The sequence below is a fragment of the Kocuria sp. CH-021 genome (assembly GCF_049716185.1).
Taxonomy (GTDB): domain Bacteria; phylum Actinomycetota; class Actinomycetes; order Actinomycetales; family Micrococcaceae; genus Kocuria; species Kocuria cellulosilytica.
The window spans coordinates 18,217-33,468 of record NZ_JBNAFK010000007.1; the positions used below are offsets into that span (position 1 = coordinate 18,217).

Annotated in this window: 11 protein-coding genes; 5 read left to right on the forward strand and 6 right to left on the reverse strand. The window is 74.1% G+C overall.

The features are described from left to right. The first annotated feature begins 127 nt into the window (after positions 1–127). Complete coding sequence (locus tag ACPYN7_RS06805; RefSeq protein WP_424347127.1) at positions 128–1,351, forward strand: heparan-alpha-glucosaminide N-acetyltransferase domain-containing protein; 1,224 nt, start codon at positions 128–130, stop codon at positions 1,349–1,351. Here ACPYN7_RS06805 and ACPYN7_RS06810 read toward each other — a convergent pair. The 3 genes from ACPYN7_RS06810 to nirB form a co-directional block, all read right to left on the reverse strand. After that, positions 1,333–2,466, reverse strand: coding sequence for a uroporphyrinogen-III synthase (locus ACPYN7_RS06810; protein ID WP_424347128.1), 1,134 nt, complete (start codon positions 2,464–2,466; stop codon positions 1,333–1,335). The genes ACPYN7_RS06805 and ACPYN7_RS06810 overlap by 19 nt on opposite strands. 94 nt (positions 2,467–2,560) lie before the next feature. Continuing rightward, positions 2,561–3,499 (reverse strand): phosphogluconate dehydrogenase (NAD(+)-dependent, decarboxylating), encoded by a 939-nt coding sequence (gnd, locus tag ACPYN7_RS06815; protein WP_424347129.1) that lies wholly within the window; start codon positions 3,497–3,499, stop codon positions 2,561–2,563. A 242-nt stretch (positions 3,500–3,741) separates the two neighbouring features. Beyond that, positions 3,742–6,360, reverse strand: a complete 2,619-nt coding sequence (gene nirB, locus ACPYN7_RS06820; protein ID WP_424347130.1) for a nitrite reductase large subunit NirB — start codon at positions 6,358–6,360, stop codon at positions 3,742–3,744. A 245-nt stretch (positions 6,361–6,605) separates the two neighbouring features. Between nirB and nirD the strand changes: the two genes are divergently transcribed. From nirD to ACPYN7_RS06835, 3 genes are all read left to right on the forward strand, one after another. Further along, positions 6,606–7,004: a nitrite reductase small subunit NirD gene (gene nirD, locus ACPYN7_RS06825; protein WP_424347131.1), complete on the forward strand. Its 399-nt coding sequence runs from the start codon at positions 6,606–6,608 to the stop codon at positions 7,002–7,004. A 48-nt stretch (positions 7,005–7,052) separates the two neighbouring features. After that, on the forward strand, positions 7,053–8,087 hold the full coding sequence (locus ACPYN7_RS06830; RefSeq protein ID WP_424347132.1) for a hypothetical protein: 1,035 nt from the start codon (positions 7,053–7,055) through the stop codon (positions 8,085–8,087). A 137-nt stretch (positions 8,088–8,224) separates the two neighbouring features. Further along, the gene (locus tag ACPYN7_RS06835) at positions 8,225–9,520 is read left to right on the forward strand and encodes a heparan-alpha-glucosaminide N-acetyltransferase domain-containing protein (RefSeq protein WP_424347133.1); all 1,296 of its coding nucleotides are present in this window, start codon (positions 8,225–8,227) and stop codon (positions 9,518–9,520) included. Between the two features lie 73 nt (positions 9,521–9,593). On the opposite strand, the gene ACPYN7_RS06840 is transcribed toward ACPYN7_RS06835, so the two are convergent. Continuing rightward, entirely contained in the window at positions 9,594–11,345 is a 1,752-nt protein-coding gene (locus ACPYN7_RS06840; RefSeq protein WP_424347134.1) for a phospho-sugar mutase, read from the reverse strand. 62 nt (positions 11,346–11,407) lie between these two features. Continuing rightward, the gene (locus ACPYN7_RS06845) at positions 11,408–12,229 is read right to left on the reverse strand and encodes a purine-nucleoside phosphorylase (RefSeq protein ID WP_424347135.1); all 822 of its coding nucleotides are present in this window, start codon (positions 12,227–12,229) and stop codon (positions 11,408–11,410) included. Positions 12,230–12,316: 87 nt separating this feature from the next. Here ACPYN7_RS06845 and ACPYN7_RS06850 point away from each other — a divergent pair, with 87 nt between their 5' ends. Next, on the forward strand, positions 12,317–13,741 hold the full coding sequence (locus tag ACPYN7_RS06850) for an NAD(P)H-quinone dehydrogenase (protein ID WP_424347136.1): 1,425 nt from the start codon (positions 12,317–12,319) through the stop codon (positions 13,739–13,741). Positions 13,742–13,808: 67 nt separating this feature from the next. On the opposite strand, the gene ACPYN7_RS06855 is transcribed toward ACPYN7_RS06850, so the two are convergent. After that, complete coding sequence (locus tag ACPYN7_RS06855; RefSeq protein ID WP_424347137.1) at positions 13,809–15,221, reverse strand: MFS transporter; 1,413 nt, start codon at positions 15,219–15,221, stop codon at positions 13,809–13,811. Between the last annotated feature and the right edge of the window lie 31 nt (positions 15,222–15,252).

Consider the following 15,252-nt stretch of genomic DNA (forward strand, 5'->3'; position numbering starts at 1 on the left):
GGCCCGACCGCACCGTCCGGCTGCAGAGCGTGACGGCGTTGCCCGACGGCACCGCCCCACTGCACCGCACCGCCCGACCGCACCGCCCGATCCCGCGGGCCGGACCCGACGAACAGGACGACCATCCATGAGGGAGCGCCCCACCGAGAACCTGCCCGCGGCGACCGGCACCGGCGGTGCCGCGCGGCGGAGGACCAGGCGCTCGGTGGGCATCGACGCCGCCCGCGGGCTGGCGCTGATCGCCATCATGTGCGTGCACATCCTGCCCATGTCCTACGCCGCCACGGGCCGGCCCACCGTCAGCTGGATCCTGTTCCCCGGCGACTCCCCGGCCCTGTTCGCCCTCCTGGCCGGCACGGGGCTGGCGTTCACCTCCGGCGGCCGCCGGCCCTACCGGGGCCGCGAGATGACGGCCGCCCGGGCGGGCATCGTGGTGCGCGCGCTGCTGCTCCTGCTCCTCGGGCTGCTCATCGGCCTGCTCATGCCGCCGGAGCCCCCGGCCTACAACATCCTGATCTACTTCGCCGCCTACTTCCTGCTGGCCCTGCCCTTCCTGGGGCTCGGGCCGCGGGCCCTGTTCATCGGTGCGGCGGTCTTCCTGGTGACCGGTCCGCTGCTGCTGCACCTCCTGGCCGACGTGCTGCCGGAGTGGTCCTCCTACAACCCGACCTTCGCCACCCTGGCCGCCGAACCGCTCGCGGTGCTCGGGCAGCTGCTCCTGACGGGCACCTACCCGGCGCTGCCGTACCTGGCCTACGTGCTGACGGGGATGGCCATCGGACGGCTCAACCTGCGCCGGCGCGACGTCCAGGTCCGGCTGCTCGTGGTGGGCGCGGCGCTCGCGGTGACCGCGAAGCTCGTCTCACGGCAGCTGCTCTACGCCGGGGACGTCTACACGCGCCTGCTCTTCAGCGACCCGGACCTCACCGCGGTGCAGCTCGAGAGCCTGCTCGTCTACGGCCCCACGGGGACGCTGCCGACCAGCACGCCGTGGTGGCTCGTGCTCACCACCCCGGACGTCAACACGCCGTTCTCCGTGGCCTGGAGCCTCGGGGTGAGCCTGGCGGTCGTCGGGACGTGCCTGTTGCTCGTCCGCCGGCACGGGGCGTGGCTGCAGCCGGTGGCCGCCCTCGGGGCGATGACGCTCACCCTGTACACGGCGCACCTCGTCTTCCTGTCCTTCGAGCTGTTCTACACCGCTCCCGTGCTCTGGCTGATCGCGAGCCTGGTGCTCTCCGTGCTGTTCGCCCTCGCCTGGCAGCGGGCCTTCGGGGCGGGCCCGGTCGAGCGGGCGATGAGCGCCGCGGTCCGGCCGGTCCGGAGGGCCGTGGCTCAGCGGTCCAGCCGGTAGCCGCGCTTGATCACGGTCCCGACCAGGGGCGCGGGCAGGACCTTCCGCAGCCGGGAGATCACCATCTCCAGGGCGTGCTCGGTCTCCAGGCCCGGCACCGCGGACAGCAGCAGCCCCCGCGGGACGACCGCCCCGGGGTGCGCCGCGAGCGCGCGCAGCACCGCGACCTGGGCGTCGGAGAGCGGGACGAACACGTCCTCCAGGGCGGCGCCCGTGCTCATCAGCCGCAGCGTCCCGTGCCGGGTGGGCACCACCAGGGTGCGCTCCTCGACCGCGTGGGTGCACACCGCCCGGACCAGGGCTCCCAGCCGGTAGCGCTCCGGCACGAGCGGCTCCACCCCGGCCTCGCGCAGCGGCCCGGCGCACACGGGCCCCACCGCGGCGGCCGTGACGTCGGTGCGCAGGGCGTCCACGAGGTCCGCCCAGCGGCCCAGCTCCTGGGCGGTGCTGAACAGGGAGCCCACCGCGGGGGCGGCCGTGAAGGTCAGCACGTCCAGGCGCCGCTCGCACACGTCGCGGATCAGGGCGGGCAGACGCTCGCCGTCGTCGGCGGAGAGCCACCGGTACGGGGCCACCGTGTCCACCTGCGCCCCGGCGGCCACGAGCCGCTCCAGCTGGAGCTCGTCGGCCATCCCGTGCAGCTGGACGGCCACGCGGGCGCCGGCCACGCCGTCGGCCAGGAGCCGGTCGACCACCGAGGAGGTCCGCTCGTCCTCGGAGACCTCCGCGTCCTCGAGCTCGAGGGCGAGCACCTGGCCCCGGGCCTTCGCCCCGCGGGTGAGGACCCGGGCGGCCCGGAAGGCGTCCCGCAGGTCCTCGCCGAGGCCCGCGGCGTCGGCGGCCTCGAACCACCGGCGCAGCCCGTAGGCCGTGGTCACCACGACGATCTCCGGCCGGTGGGCGAGCAGGGCGCGGGTGTCCTCGACCACCCGGGTGTCCTCGGCCACGGGGGAGATCCGCAGGGCGGGCGCGTGCACCACCTGCGCGCCGCGGCGCTCCAGGGCGGCGATGAAGTCCGTGGCGCGCCGGTGGGCCGTCACGCCGACGCGGAAGCCGGTCAGCTCGCCGAGCGCGCCGGGCTCACCGGTCGCGGGGCAGGAGGGGGCAGCGGTCATGCCCCGAGCGTAGGTCGGTCCTGTGACCGGGGTGTTTCGCCAGGTTTCCGGTTCCGCACCACCCGTTCCGCACACGGGACGGAGGGAGGGGCGCTCACTGCTCCCCGGGGTGGGCCGGCTCCTCGCCGGGTGCGGCCTCGACGTGCTCGGGACCCGCGGCCACGTCCCGGACGGTGTGGCCGCCGAACTGGTTGCGCATCGCCGCGATCATCCTCATCGCCGGCGACTCGTCCTGCCGGGAGGTGAAGCGGGCGAAGAGGGCGTTGGAGATGTTGGGCACCGGCACCGCGAGGTCCAGGGCGGCCTCCACCGTCCAGCGGCCCTCGCCGGAGTCCTCGGCGTAGCCGGCGAGCCGGTCCAGGTGCTCGTCCTCGTTCAGCGCGTTCACCGCCAGGTCCAGCAGCCAGGACTTGATCACCGATCCCTCGCGCCAGGAGTTGAACGTCTCCCGCACCGAGCGGACGTGGCCGGCGGCCTCGAGCAGCTCCCAGCCCTCGGCGTAGGCCTGCATGATCGCGTATTCGATGCCGTTGTGGACCATCTTCGCGAAGTGGCCCGCACCGTGCTCACCGGCGTGCACGAAGCCGAACTCGCCCGCGGGCTTGAGCGAGTCGAAGATCGGCTGCGCCTTGGCCACGGTGCTCTCGTCCCCGCCGACCATGAGGGCATAGCCCTGGGTGATGCCCCAGACGCCGCCGGAGACCCCGCAGTCCAGGTACTCGATGCCCTTCTCGGCCAGCTTCCGCGCCCGGGGGGCGTCGTGGGTCCACCGGGAGTTCCCGCCGTCGATGATCACGTCCCCCTCGCCGAGCAGCCCGGACAGCTCGTCGATCACCGGGTCCACCACCCGGTCCGGGACCATGACCCACACGACCTGCGGCTCATGGTCGATCCGCTCCACCATCGCCCCGAGGCTCTCGGTGTCGGAGAGCTCCGGGTCGGTGTCGTAGCCGACAACGGTGTGCCCGGCCTCGCGCAGCCGCTCGCGCATGTTGCCGCCCATCTTGCCCAGCCCTACCAGTCCCATCTGCATGATCCGCTCCCTCGTCGATCGAATGCTGCCGTCCGCCGCGGCACGGCGGCACCGGTCCCGGGAGTGCCGGCCGTGACCCGCCGGGGTCGTCATCGTGCCCGACGACGGCGGGTCACGGCAATGGGGGAGCGGCGGCGGACACGCTGGGCGGACCGTGGACGGACGGTGCGGGGCCGGCACGGTGCCCTGCGCGGCCGGGGAACCCGTCCGCGCCCGAGCGGCTCTCGACGGAGCGCGCGGGCTCAGGCGCCGGCGGTCGCGGCGCCCTCGCGCACGGGGATGCGCGGGCCGGTCAGCAGCACGGGGCCCTCGCCGGCCTCGGCGGCGGCGCGCTCGGCGTCGGTCGCGGGCCGGCGCTGGCCGCGCTCGAGCACGTAGTCCTGGGAGTCGTCCGGGGCGGCGTCGTTGACGAAGGAGCGGAAGCGGCGCAGCCGCTCGGGGTCCTTCAGCGTGGCGGCCCACTCGTCCTCGTAGCGGTCCACGTGCTGGGCCATCGCGGCCTCGAGCTCCCCGCCGATGCCCAGGGAGTCCTCGACGACGACGGCGCGCACGTGCTCGATCCCGCCGTCGAGCTCCTCCTGCCACCGGGCCGTGCGCTGCATCCGGTCCGCGGTGCGGATGTAGTACATGAGGTACCGGTCCACGTACCGGACCAGGGTCTCGTCGTCCAGTCCCTGGGCCAGCAGCTGGGCGTGGGCGGGGTTCGCCCCGCCGTTGCCGCCGGTGTAGAGGTTCCAGCCGTCGGTCGTGGAGATGACGCCCACGTCCTTGCCGCGGGCCTCGGCGCACTCGCGGGCGCAGCCGGAGACGCCCATCTTGAACTTGTGCGGGGAGCGCAGCCCCCGGTAGCGCAGCTCCAGCCGCACGGCCATGCCCACGGAGTCCTGCACCCCGTAGCGGCACCAGGTGGAGCCCACGCAGGACTTCACGTTGCGCAGGGCCTTGCCGTAGGCCTGCCCGGACTCGAAGCCGGCGTCCACGAGCTCCTGCCAGATCTCGGGCAGCTGCTCGAGCCGGGCCCCGAACATGTCCACCCGCAGGGCCCCGGTGATCTTCGTGTAGAGCCCGTACCTGCGGGCGACCTCGCCGAGCACGATGAGCTTCTCCGGGGTGATCTCCCCGGCCGGCACGCGGGGGACCACGGAGTAGGTGCCGTCCTTCTGCATGTTGGCCAGCGCCCGGTCGTTGGTGTCCTGCAGGGCGCCGCGCCCGGCGTCGAGCACGTACTCGTCGCGCTGGGAGGCGAGCACGGAGGCGACCACGGGCTTGCAGATGTCGCAGCCCAGGCCGGTGCCGAAGCGGGCGACGACCTCGTCCCAGGAGCCCAGGTCGAGGGCGCGCACGGCCTCGAAGAGCTCGGCGCGGGAGAGCGCGAAGTGCTCGCACAGCGCCTTCGAGACCTCCACGCCGGCCTTGGCCAGCTCCCGGTCCAGGGTCTTCTTGAGCATCGGCAGGCAGGACCCGCACTGCGTGCCGGCCCGCGAGCAGGTCTTGAGCTCGCCGATCTCGTGCACCCCGCAGGAGATCTGCTCCCGCACCGCCCCGGTCGTCACGCTGTTGCAGGAGCACAGGACGGCGTCGTCGGGCAGCTCCCCGGCCGGGGCCTCCCCGCCGGAGGCGGACAGGTAGGCGCCGGGCTCGCCGGGCAGCTCCCGGCCCAGCAGCGGGCGCAGGGCGTTGTACGGCTCGGCGTCGCCCACGAACACCCCGCCCAGCAGGGTCCGCGCGTCCTGGGTGGTCACGATCTTCTGGTACATCCCGCGGGCGGGGTCCGCGTAGACGACCTCGAGGCAGTCCTCGGTCTCGCCGTAGGCGTCGCCGAAGGAGGCGACGTCCACGCCGGAGAGCTTGAGCTTCGTCGCGGTGTCGAAGCCGTCGAAGCCGGAGCGCCCGCCCGCGAGCCGGTCCGCGACGATCTCGGCCATGGTGTTCGCGGGGGCCACGAGCCCGAGGCACTCGCCGTTCCAGGAGGCGACCTCGCCGATCGCCCACACGTGCTCCGCGGAGGTGCGGCACGCCTCGTCGATCACCACGCCGCCGCGCGGAGCGGTCTCCAGGCCCGCGTTGAACGCCAGCCGGTCCCGGGCCCGGATGCCGGTGGCCACGATCACGAGGTCCGCCTCGAGGGCGGGGGAGTCCCGGAACTCCACGGCGCACACCTCGCCGTCGGACTTGCGCAGCCCCACGCCGGAGGGCCGCTCGCCGAGGTGCAGGCGCACGCCGCGCGCGGAGATGAGAGCGTTGAGGGATCGGCCGGCGCCCTCGTCGAGCTGCGCGTTCATCAGCCACCTGCGGGAGTGCACCACCGTGGCCTCCGCGCCGAGCTCCTGCAGCCCGCCCGCGGCCTCGAGGCCCAGCAGGCCCCCGCCGATCACCACGCCGCGCGGGGTGCGCCCGTACCGGGCGCGCAGCCGTTCGACCTCGGCGCGGATCGCCGCGACGTCGTCGAGCGTGCGGAAGACGAACGCATGGTGCGCGCCGGGGACGTCCAGCCGGGCGGCGTCGGAGCCGGTGGCCAGGACGAGCTCGTCGTAGCCCGTCACGGTGCCGTCGGCCGCGGTGACCGTGCGTGCCGCGGGGTCGATCTCGCGGGCCTCCACGCCCTGGCGGAGGTCCACCCGCGGGTCCTGCCACACGGTGCCGCCGCCTAGGGTCAGGTCCACCGCGCCGTCGGGGCCGGTCAGCGCCCTGGACAGCTGGACGCGGTCGTAGGGGGTCCACGGCTCGTCGGCGAACACGGTCAGGCGCACGTGGTGGTCCTGCGCGGAGAGCACCGCCTCCGCGAAGCGGTGGGCGGCGGGCCCGCCGCCGACCACGACGACGTGCTGCGGAGACTGCGGTGAGAAGGGGGAGCGCGGCACGGGGACCTCCGGGGATCGGTGAGCTGCTGGGGCGTCGGTGTCGACCCTAGGAGCGGGGGATTGCCCTGCCGTTGCCCCGCCGTTCCGGTCGCCTTACGGCTTCCTCACCGGTGCGCCCGCCCCGTGTGAGCGGGCTTTGACCGGAGTGAAACGGTCCCGGCGCGTGCGCGTCATCCGCCGCGCCTAGCGTCGAGCACGACGACCCACCGAGCCGCAGACGATCCGCCGAGCCGCAGGAGGCCCCCATGACCACGACCCTGATCCCGGACCAGGCCCGGACTCCGGCCCTGCTCGAGGCGCCCGCCCGGACCGCCGGGACCGTGTGGCACGACGTGTGCGCCCTGGACGACCTCGAACCCCTGTGGGGGGAGGCCGCCCGGGTGGCGGGCCGCCAGGTGGCCCTGTACCGGCTGGACGCCGCGACGGTGCTCGCGGCCGACCACCGCGATCCGCGCACCGGGGCCTGCGTGATGGCCCGTGGGATCCTCGGCTCCCGCGGTCCGGCCGTCACGGTCGCCTCGCCGCTGCACAAGGAGGTCTACGACCTCGCGACGGGCCGGTGCCTCTCCGGCGACGGCCCCGCCCTGCCGGTGCACCCGGTCGAGGTGCGGGACGGCCGGGTGCACATCGGCCTGCCCGGCTGACGGCACGTCGTCGGCGTTCTCCCAGGCGCTCCTCCCTAAGATGACCGGGTGACACGACAACACCCCTGGCGCGGCCTCCGGTGGCCGCGGCACCAGCACCGCCACCGCGGCGAGCGGTCCCGGCGTGCCCGGCGCCGGCTGCGCCTGCTCGCGGCGGGCGCCCTGGCACTGGTGGTCCTGCTCGTCGCGACAGTGGCCCTCCTGGTCGACCGCGGTGCCGAGGAGTCCCCGGAGGCCGAGGCCCCCGAGACCGTCTCGTGCGCCCGCTACGGCCTCGACGGCGTCCGGGTGACGGCCCGCGGGCCCGGCGGACCCACGGACGGTGCCGTGCTGGACGCCCGCGTGTTCGGCCCCGGTCAGGAGCGGCAGGACCGCTTCCAGCTCGAGTTCGAGCACGAGGGCATCACGAGCTCCTACCACGTCTTCGCCGAGGGCCTGGACTGGGACCGGCCGGTGGGCGTCGTGTACCACTTCCACGGGGACGGGGCCTTCGAGTACGAGAGCCCCGAGTACACCTCCTCCTGCCTGGCCGAGGTCGCCCGGGAGCACAACATGCTGCTGGTGGTCCCGCGCACCCCGGACCGCTCGGGGGACACCACCTGGTGGGAGGAGCGGGACCACAACGGGCAGTGGTTCCGGGCGCTCGTCGAGGAGCGCATCGAGCCGGAGTACGACATCGACCGCTCCCGGACCTGGCTGACCGGGTACTCCGGCGGGGCCCAGTTCATCAGCCAGGAGCTGCTGGCGGACCACGTCGACCTCGTGCCCGGCGGCGGCGCGATCATGATGGGCGGCGGGCAGGCCCCGGACTGGCCCTCCGCGGAGCCCACCCGCGAGCAGCTCGAGGAGCTGCGCCTGCGCTGGGACGTGGGCACGGAGGACGACGGCACCGATCCGCAGGCCCGGTTCGACGCCCTGTCCGCGGCGTGGGACGGGCACCACTGGTACGAGGACCAGGGCTTCGAGCACGTCCGGATCCGGACCCGGGAGGGCGTGGACCACTTCGGCCTGCCGTACGCCCGCATCCTCGAGCGCATGCTCAGTGCCGCCGAGGAGCGTGCGGAGGCCCAGGGCGGTTCCTAGGACGCGTCCCACCCGGCGTTTGCTCTAGTAAGCTGGGCGGTGCACCTGTGCACCGCGAGCCGTCGATCATGACGCCCGGACGGGCACCGGGCGCCGTGCCGGGGGGCACGGACCGATCGATCCACGGGGGAACCGACATGTCCGCAGAACGCACGCCGCCGTCCGGGGCGGCCGCCGCCACCGGGGTCCTGACCGGCGGGCCCGGGCAGGACGTCGCCGGAGCGCCCCCGCCGACCCGGCGCCTCCTCGGCGTGGACGCCGCCCGCGGTCTCGCCCTGTTCGGCATGGTCGCGGTGCACACTCTCCCCTCGTGGGACGAGCAGACCGGCGAGGCGCAGCTGTCCTGGACCCTGTTCGCCGGCCACTCGGCCGCGCTGTTCGCCACGCTCGCCGGCGTGAGCCTGGCCTTCACCTCGGGCGGGCGCACGCCTCGGACGGGCCGGCGGATGACCGCCTCCCGGTGGGCGCTGGCAGGCCGAGCGGGGGTGATCGCGCTGGTCGGCTTCCTCCTGGGCTTCCTCGAGCTGCCGGTGAGCAACATCCTCATCTACTACGGGATGCTCTTCCTGCTGGCCGTGCCCTTCCTGCGCCTGCGGACCCGGTCCCTCCTGCTGTGCGCCGCGCTCTTCGCGCTCGTCGCCCCGTTCCTCATGCAGTGGTCCGTCGACGTGCTGCCGGTTCTCGAGTACGAGAACCCGAGCCTCGTGGACCTGGTCTCCGACCCGGGCACGGTCCTGTCCCAGCTGCTGCTGACCGGCGTCTACCCGGCGCTGCCCTGGATGGCGTTCCTGCTGGCCGGCCTGGCCGTGGGCCGCACCGACCTCACGAGCCGGAGGGTGCAGACGCTGCTCGCCGCCGTCGGTGCGGTCGTGGCCCTGCTCGTGTGGTCCGCCTCCGTCCTCGCGCTGCGGGTGCTCGGCGGCTACGAGGCGATCGTCCGGGGCACGCCCTGGATGGACGAGTCGGAGATCGACGAGGTGATGGTGTTCGGCGGGGACCCCTCGCTGCCCACCGACACCCTGTGGTGGCTGCTGATCCCGACCCCGCACTCGAACACGCCGGTCTTCCTGGTGCTCAACGTGGGCCTGGCGCTGTCCGTCCTCGGGGCCTGCCTGCTCCTGGAACGGGTGGCCGGCAGGATCCTCGCGCCGATCGCCGCCGCGGGGGCGATGACGTTCACGCTCTACACGGCCCACCTGCTGATCCTCTGGCCCGAGTACTACGACCTCGCGCCCACCGTGTGGACCTGGGGGCAGCTGGTGGCGTTCACGGTGTTCGCGCTGCTGTGGAAGCGGGCCCTGGGCCAGGGGCCGCTGGAGAAGGTGGTCACCCGGTCCACCCGCGCCATCTCGCGCCGGGTCATGGCCCGCGGGGAGGACGGGGCACGGACCCCGGCTCCCTGGTCCGCGACCGGAGGGCCGGACCGGTCCTAGAGGCCGACGACGCCGGAGGCCGCGCGCCGCCGGGATACGTGCGGAGGGCGGCACGGTCGGGGCGGCCGCGCGGTCAGAGCCCCAGCGCGGCCTCGAGCTCGCCGCGGATCCGGCCGAGCCGCTCCTGCGCCTCCGCCCGGGCCGCGGGCAGCCCGGACCGGCCGACCACGGGGGAGACCACCTCGAGGTAGCACTTGAGCTTGGGCTCCGTCCCGGACGGGCGCACGACGACCCGGGCGCCGTCCGCGGTGAGCAGGCGCAGCCCCTCGGTGGGCGGCAGCCCGGTGCCCGGGGAGGCGAGGTCCACGACCTCCACGACGTCGGAGCCGCCCAGTGCGGCCGGCGGGGCGTCCCGCAGGGCGGCCGTCATGGCCGGGATGCGGGCCAGGTCCGCGACCCGGATGCTCAGCTGGTCGGTCGCGTGCACCCCGTGGGCCAGGGCGAGGTCGTCCAGCACGTCCAGCAGGGTCCGGCCCTGCCCGCGCAGCTCGTCGGCGAGCACCGCCACGGCCACGGCCGCGCTGATCCCGTCCTTGTCCCGGACCACCTCAGGGGCCACGCAGTAGCCGAGCGCCTCCTCGTAGCCGTACACCAGCCCCGGGACGCGGGCGATCCACTTGAACCCGGTGAGCGTCTCCCGGTGCTCGATCCCGGCCGCCGCCGCGATCCGGCCCAGCAGCCGGGAGGACACGATCGAGTTGGCGAGCACGGCGCCGGCGCGGTCCGCGCACCGCGCCGCGGCGGCCTGGCCGAGCAGCACGCCGACCTCGTCGCCGCGCAGCATCCGCCAGTCCTGCCCCGGGTCGCCGGGCACCGGGACGGCCACGGCCACCCGGTCCGCGTCGGGGTCGTTGGCGAGCACTAGGTCCGCCCCCACGGAACGGGCGGTGGCCAGGGCCAGGTCGAGGGCGCCGGGCTCCTCGGGGTTGGGGAAGGCGACGGTGGGGAAGTCCGGGTCCGGCTCCGCCTGCTCGGGGACCAGGTGGACGTCGGCGAGACCGGCCCGCCGCAGGGCCTCCGTCGTCGTGCGCCCGCCCACCCCGTGCATCGGGGTCAGGACGATCCGCAGCGGCCGCCCGGCGCCCGGGTCCCCGGGGACGGCGGAGGGGACGACGGCGGGGAGCACGGCGTCGAGGTAGTCCCGCTCGACGGCGTCCGGCAGGACGGTCCAGCCGTCCTGCGCCCGGGCGATTCCCTCGACGGGGCCCACGGACTCGATCCGCTGGGCGATCATCCGGTCGTGCGGGGCCACGATCTGGCAGCCGCGCGCCTCGGGCTCCACGGCCCGGCCGCCGAGGTAGACCTTGTAGCCGTTGTCGGCCGGCGGGTTGTGGCTGGCCGTGACCATCACGCCGACCTCGGCCTCGAGGGCCCGCACCGCCCACGCGAGCACGGGGGTGGGCAGCGCCGAGGGCATCAGCAGCGTCTCGATCCCGGCGGCCGTGAACACCGCGGCGGTGTCCCGGGCGAAGACGTCGGAGGAGTGCCGGGCGTCGTAGCCGACCACCGCGCGGGGGCGCCGGGCGGAGCCCGCCGCGGCGTCCGCAGCCAGCACATGGGCGGCCAGCCCCGCGGCGGCGCGCAGCACCACCACCCGGTTCATCCGCATCGGCCCGGCGCCCATGGCCGCCCGCAGGCCCGCGGTGCCGAACTGGAGGGTGCCCGAGAAGCGGTCCGCGAGCTCCGCCCGCGCCGCGGCGTCACCGCTCGCGGCGGCCTCGACGAGGCCCGCCAGCTCGGCGCGGGTGACGGGGTCCGGGTCGGCGGCGGCCCACGCGCGCGCGGCGTCGAGGAGCTGCGGCTCGGGGCGGAGATCGGTGGTCATGGCGCGGCCTCCTGGGGACGTCCGGTGCGCCGGACCGGGATCCCGTCCCGGCCCGGGCCGGTTCAGAGCTGGGCGACGATGCGGGCGAGCAGCCCGGAGATCCGGGCGCCCGCGGCCCGTCCGGCCTCGAGGACCTCCTCGTGGGAGAGCGGGGACGCGGAGATCCCGGCGGCCTGGTTGGTCACCAGGGAGATGCCGAAGACCTCCATCCCGGCGTGCCGGGCGGCGATGGCCTCCAGGGCGGTGGACATCCCGACGAGGTCGGCGCCCAGCACCCCGGCCATCCGGACCTCGGCCGGGGTCTCGTAGTGCGGGCCGGGGAACTGTGCGTAGACCCCTTCGTCGAGGGTGGGGTCGACCCCGCGGGCCAGGTCCCGCAGCCGCGGGGAGTACAGGTCGGTGAGGTCCACGAACGTGGCGCCCTCGAGCGGGGACCGGCCGGTGAGGTTGAGGTGGTCGCTGATGAGCACCGGGGTGCCGGGGCCCCAGGACGGGTTCAGCCCGCCGCAGCCGTTGGTCAGGATCATGGTGCGCGCCCCGGCGGCGGCCGCGGTGCGCACGCCGTGGACCACCGGGCGCACGCCCCGGCCCTCGTAGAAGTGGGTGCGGGCGCCGATCACCAGCGCGTGCCGGCCGGCCGCGGTGCGCACGGAGCGCAGCGTGCCCACGTGGCCCTCGAGGGCGGGCGGGGTGAACCCGGGGATCTCTGCGGCCGGGACCTCGGCGACGGTCTCGCCGATCAGCTCGGCGGCCTGCCCCCAGCCGGAGCCGAGGGTCAGGGCGATCTCGTGGGTGCCGACCCCGGTGGCCCGGCGGAGAGCCTCCGCGGCCTCCTGGGCGAGCTCGAAGGGGTCGGCCGGGTCGGCGCTGTGCTTGGTGTCCACGCGGCCCAAACTACCGCATGGTCGCGGGCCGCCGAGGCCCGGCGGGGCCGGTTCCCGCGGGAGAGCAGCACCTGCAAGAATGGCCGGGTGACTGCACACAGCGAATTCTCCATCCAGAAGCTCGTCATCATCGGAGGCGGTCCCGGCGGCTACGAGGCCGCTCTCGTCGCGGCCAGCCTCGGCGCGGACGTGACCATCGTCGAGCAGCAGGGCCTGGGCGGCTCCGCGGTGCTGACGGACGTGGTGCCCTCCAAGACGCTCATCGCCTCCGCCGACGCGATGACCCGCTTCGCCGAGGCCGCGGACCTGGGGGTGCACGTGCGCGGCGGCAGCATGGACGGCGACGAGATCAACCACCTCGGCGTGGACCTGGAGAAGGTCAACACCCGCCTGCTGCGCCTGGCGGCGTCCCAGTCCCGGGACATCAAGCGCGGGCTCGAGCGGGTGGGGGTGAAGGTGATCTCGGGCACCGGCCGGCTGCTCAGCCCCACCAGCGTGCAGGTCACCACCGAGGACGGGCTGGAGTACGCCCTCGACGCGCAGGCCGTGCTGCTGGCCGTCGGGTCCCTGCCGCGCGAGCTGCCCTCGGCGAAGCCGGACGGGGAGCGGATCTTCAACTGGAAGCAGGTCTACCACCTCACCGAGGTCCCCGAGCACATGATCGTGGTCGGCTCCGGCGTGACCGGCGCGGAGTTCGCCTCGGCCTACCGGGGCCTCGGGGCCGAGGTCACCCTCGTGTCCTCCCGGGACCAGGTGCTGCCCGGGGAGGACCAGGACGCGGCGGCCGTGCTCGAGAACGTGTTCGAGCGCCGCGGCATGAACGTGCTCAGCCGCACCCGCGCCGACTCCGTGGAGCGCACCGAGAACGGGGTGGTCGCGACCCTCTCCGACGGGCGCAAGATCGCCGGCTCGCACTGCCTGCTCGCGGTCGGCGCGATCCCCGCGACCGACGACCTCGGCCTCGAGGAGGTCGGCGTGGCCCGCGCCGACTCCGGGCACATCAAGGTGGACGGCGTCTCCCGCACCACCGTGCCGGGCGTCTACGCCGTGGGCGACTGCACGGGCGTGCTCCCGCTCGCCTCCGTGGCGGCCATGCAGGGCCGGATCGCCGTGGCGCACCTCATGGGCGACGCCGTGAAGCCGCTGCGCACCCACCTGGTGGCCTCCAACATCTTCACCTCGCCCGAGATCGCCTCCGTGGGCGTGAGCGAGAAGTCCATCGAGGACGGCACCTACCAGGCGGACACCATCATGCTGAAGCTGTCCACCAATCCCCGCGCCAAGATGATGGCGGTCGAGGACGGATTCGTGAAGATCTTCTCCCGCAAGGGCTCCGGCACGGTGATCGGCGGCGTGGTGGTGGGACCCCGCGCCTCCGAGCTGATCTTCCCGATCTCGCTGGCCGTCACCCACAAGCTGCACGTCGACGACCTCGCCGACACCTTCACGATCTACCCGTCCCTCACGGGCTCGATCTCGGAGGCCGCCCGGCGCCTGCACGTGCACGTCTGAGTCCGGCGCCGCACGAGAACGGCCGCATCCCCGACGGGGATGCGGCCGTTCTCGTGCGGCCCGCGGGTCAGCGGCGGGTGACGACGTGCGCCATGTCGACGTCCTTGGTCTCGGGGGAGAACCAGAGCGCCACGAGGGTCAGCACGGCGCCGAACGCGAGGTAGAGGCCGACGGAGCCCACGCCGTAGCCGGCGTTGAGCGAGACGGCGACGTACGGGGTGATGGCCGCACCGAGGATGGAGGCCACGTTGTACGCGACGCCGGATCCGGTGTAGCGCACGTTCGTGGGGAACAGCTCGGGCAGGATCGCGGACATCGAGCCGAAGGTCAGGCCCATCAGGGTCATGCCGACCGTGAGGAAGAACAGCACGCGGAGCATGCTGACGTCCTCGCCGGTGCCGACCACGGCCGGGTTCATGAGCATCCCGAAGCTGAGCCCGAAGAGCAGGATCGCCGAGGTGATGACCAGCTGCGAGCTGCGCCGGCCGAAGCGGTCGGCCACCCACCCGGAGACGGGCACCATCGCGGCGAACAGGAGCACGGAGAGCAGCTGCAGCACGAGGAAGTCCCGGTAGGGGATGCCCAGGCCGCCGTTGTCGGGGCTGCCGATGCCGTAGGAGAGGATCCAGGCGGTCATCAGGTAGAAGAGCATGTAGGTGGCGAGCATGATGAACGTGCCCTGCACGATCTGCAGCCAGGAGCTGCGGAAGGCCTCGACGATCGGGGCCTGCACCTTCTCGCCCTGGTCCAGGGCCTTCTGGAAGACCGGGGTCTCCTCGAGCTTGAACCGCACCCACAGGCCGAGCACCACCATGACCACGGAGGCCAGGAACGGGATGCGCCAGCCCCAGGTGAGGAACGGGTGGTCCGTGCCCTGGTCGGCGACCGAGACGAAGCCCATCACGAGGGTCAGCACCAGGAAGAAGCCGTTGGCCAGGATGAAGCCGAACGGGGCGCCGAGCTGCGGCCACATGGCGGCGCGCGCCCGCTTGCCCTCCTCGGCGTACTCGGTGGCCAGCAGGGCCGCACCGGACCACTCGCCGCCCAGGCCCAGGCCCTGGCAGAAGCGCAGGATCGTCAGGATGAGCGGGGCCCAGATGCCGATCGAGTAGTAGGTGGGCAGGAGGCCGATGAGGAAGGTCGCCACGCCCATGGTGAGCAGGGCGCCGATCAGGGTGGCCTTGCGGCCGATCCGGTCGCCGAAGTGCCCGAAGATCACGGAGCCGATCGGGCGGGCGACGAAGGCCGCGGCGAAGGTGGCCATGGAGGCGAGCAGCTTGGCCGTCTCGTCCTCGCCCGCGAAGAACAGGGCGGGGAACACGGCCACGGCCGCGGTGGCGTAGACGTAGAAGTCGTAGAACTCGATCGTCGTGCCCACGAGGGACGCCAGGATCACCCGGCTGCGGGGCACGCGGTCGGACAGGGGGAGCGAGGGGGCGGACGCGCCGGTGGCGTCCTGCCCGGTCACCGAAGAGGACATGGGGAAACCTCGGTCGTAGCGGTGGGCGGGG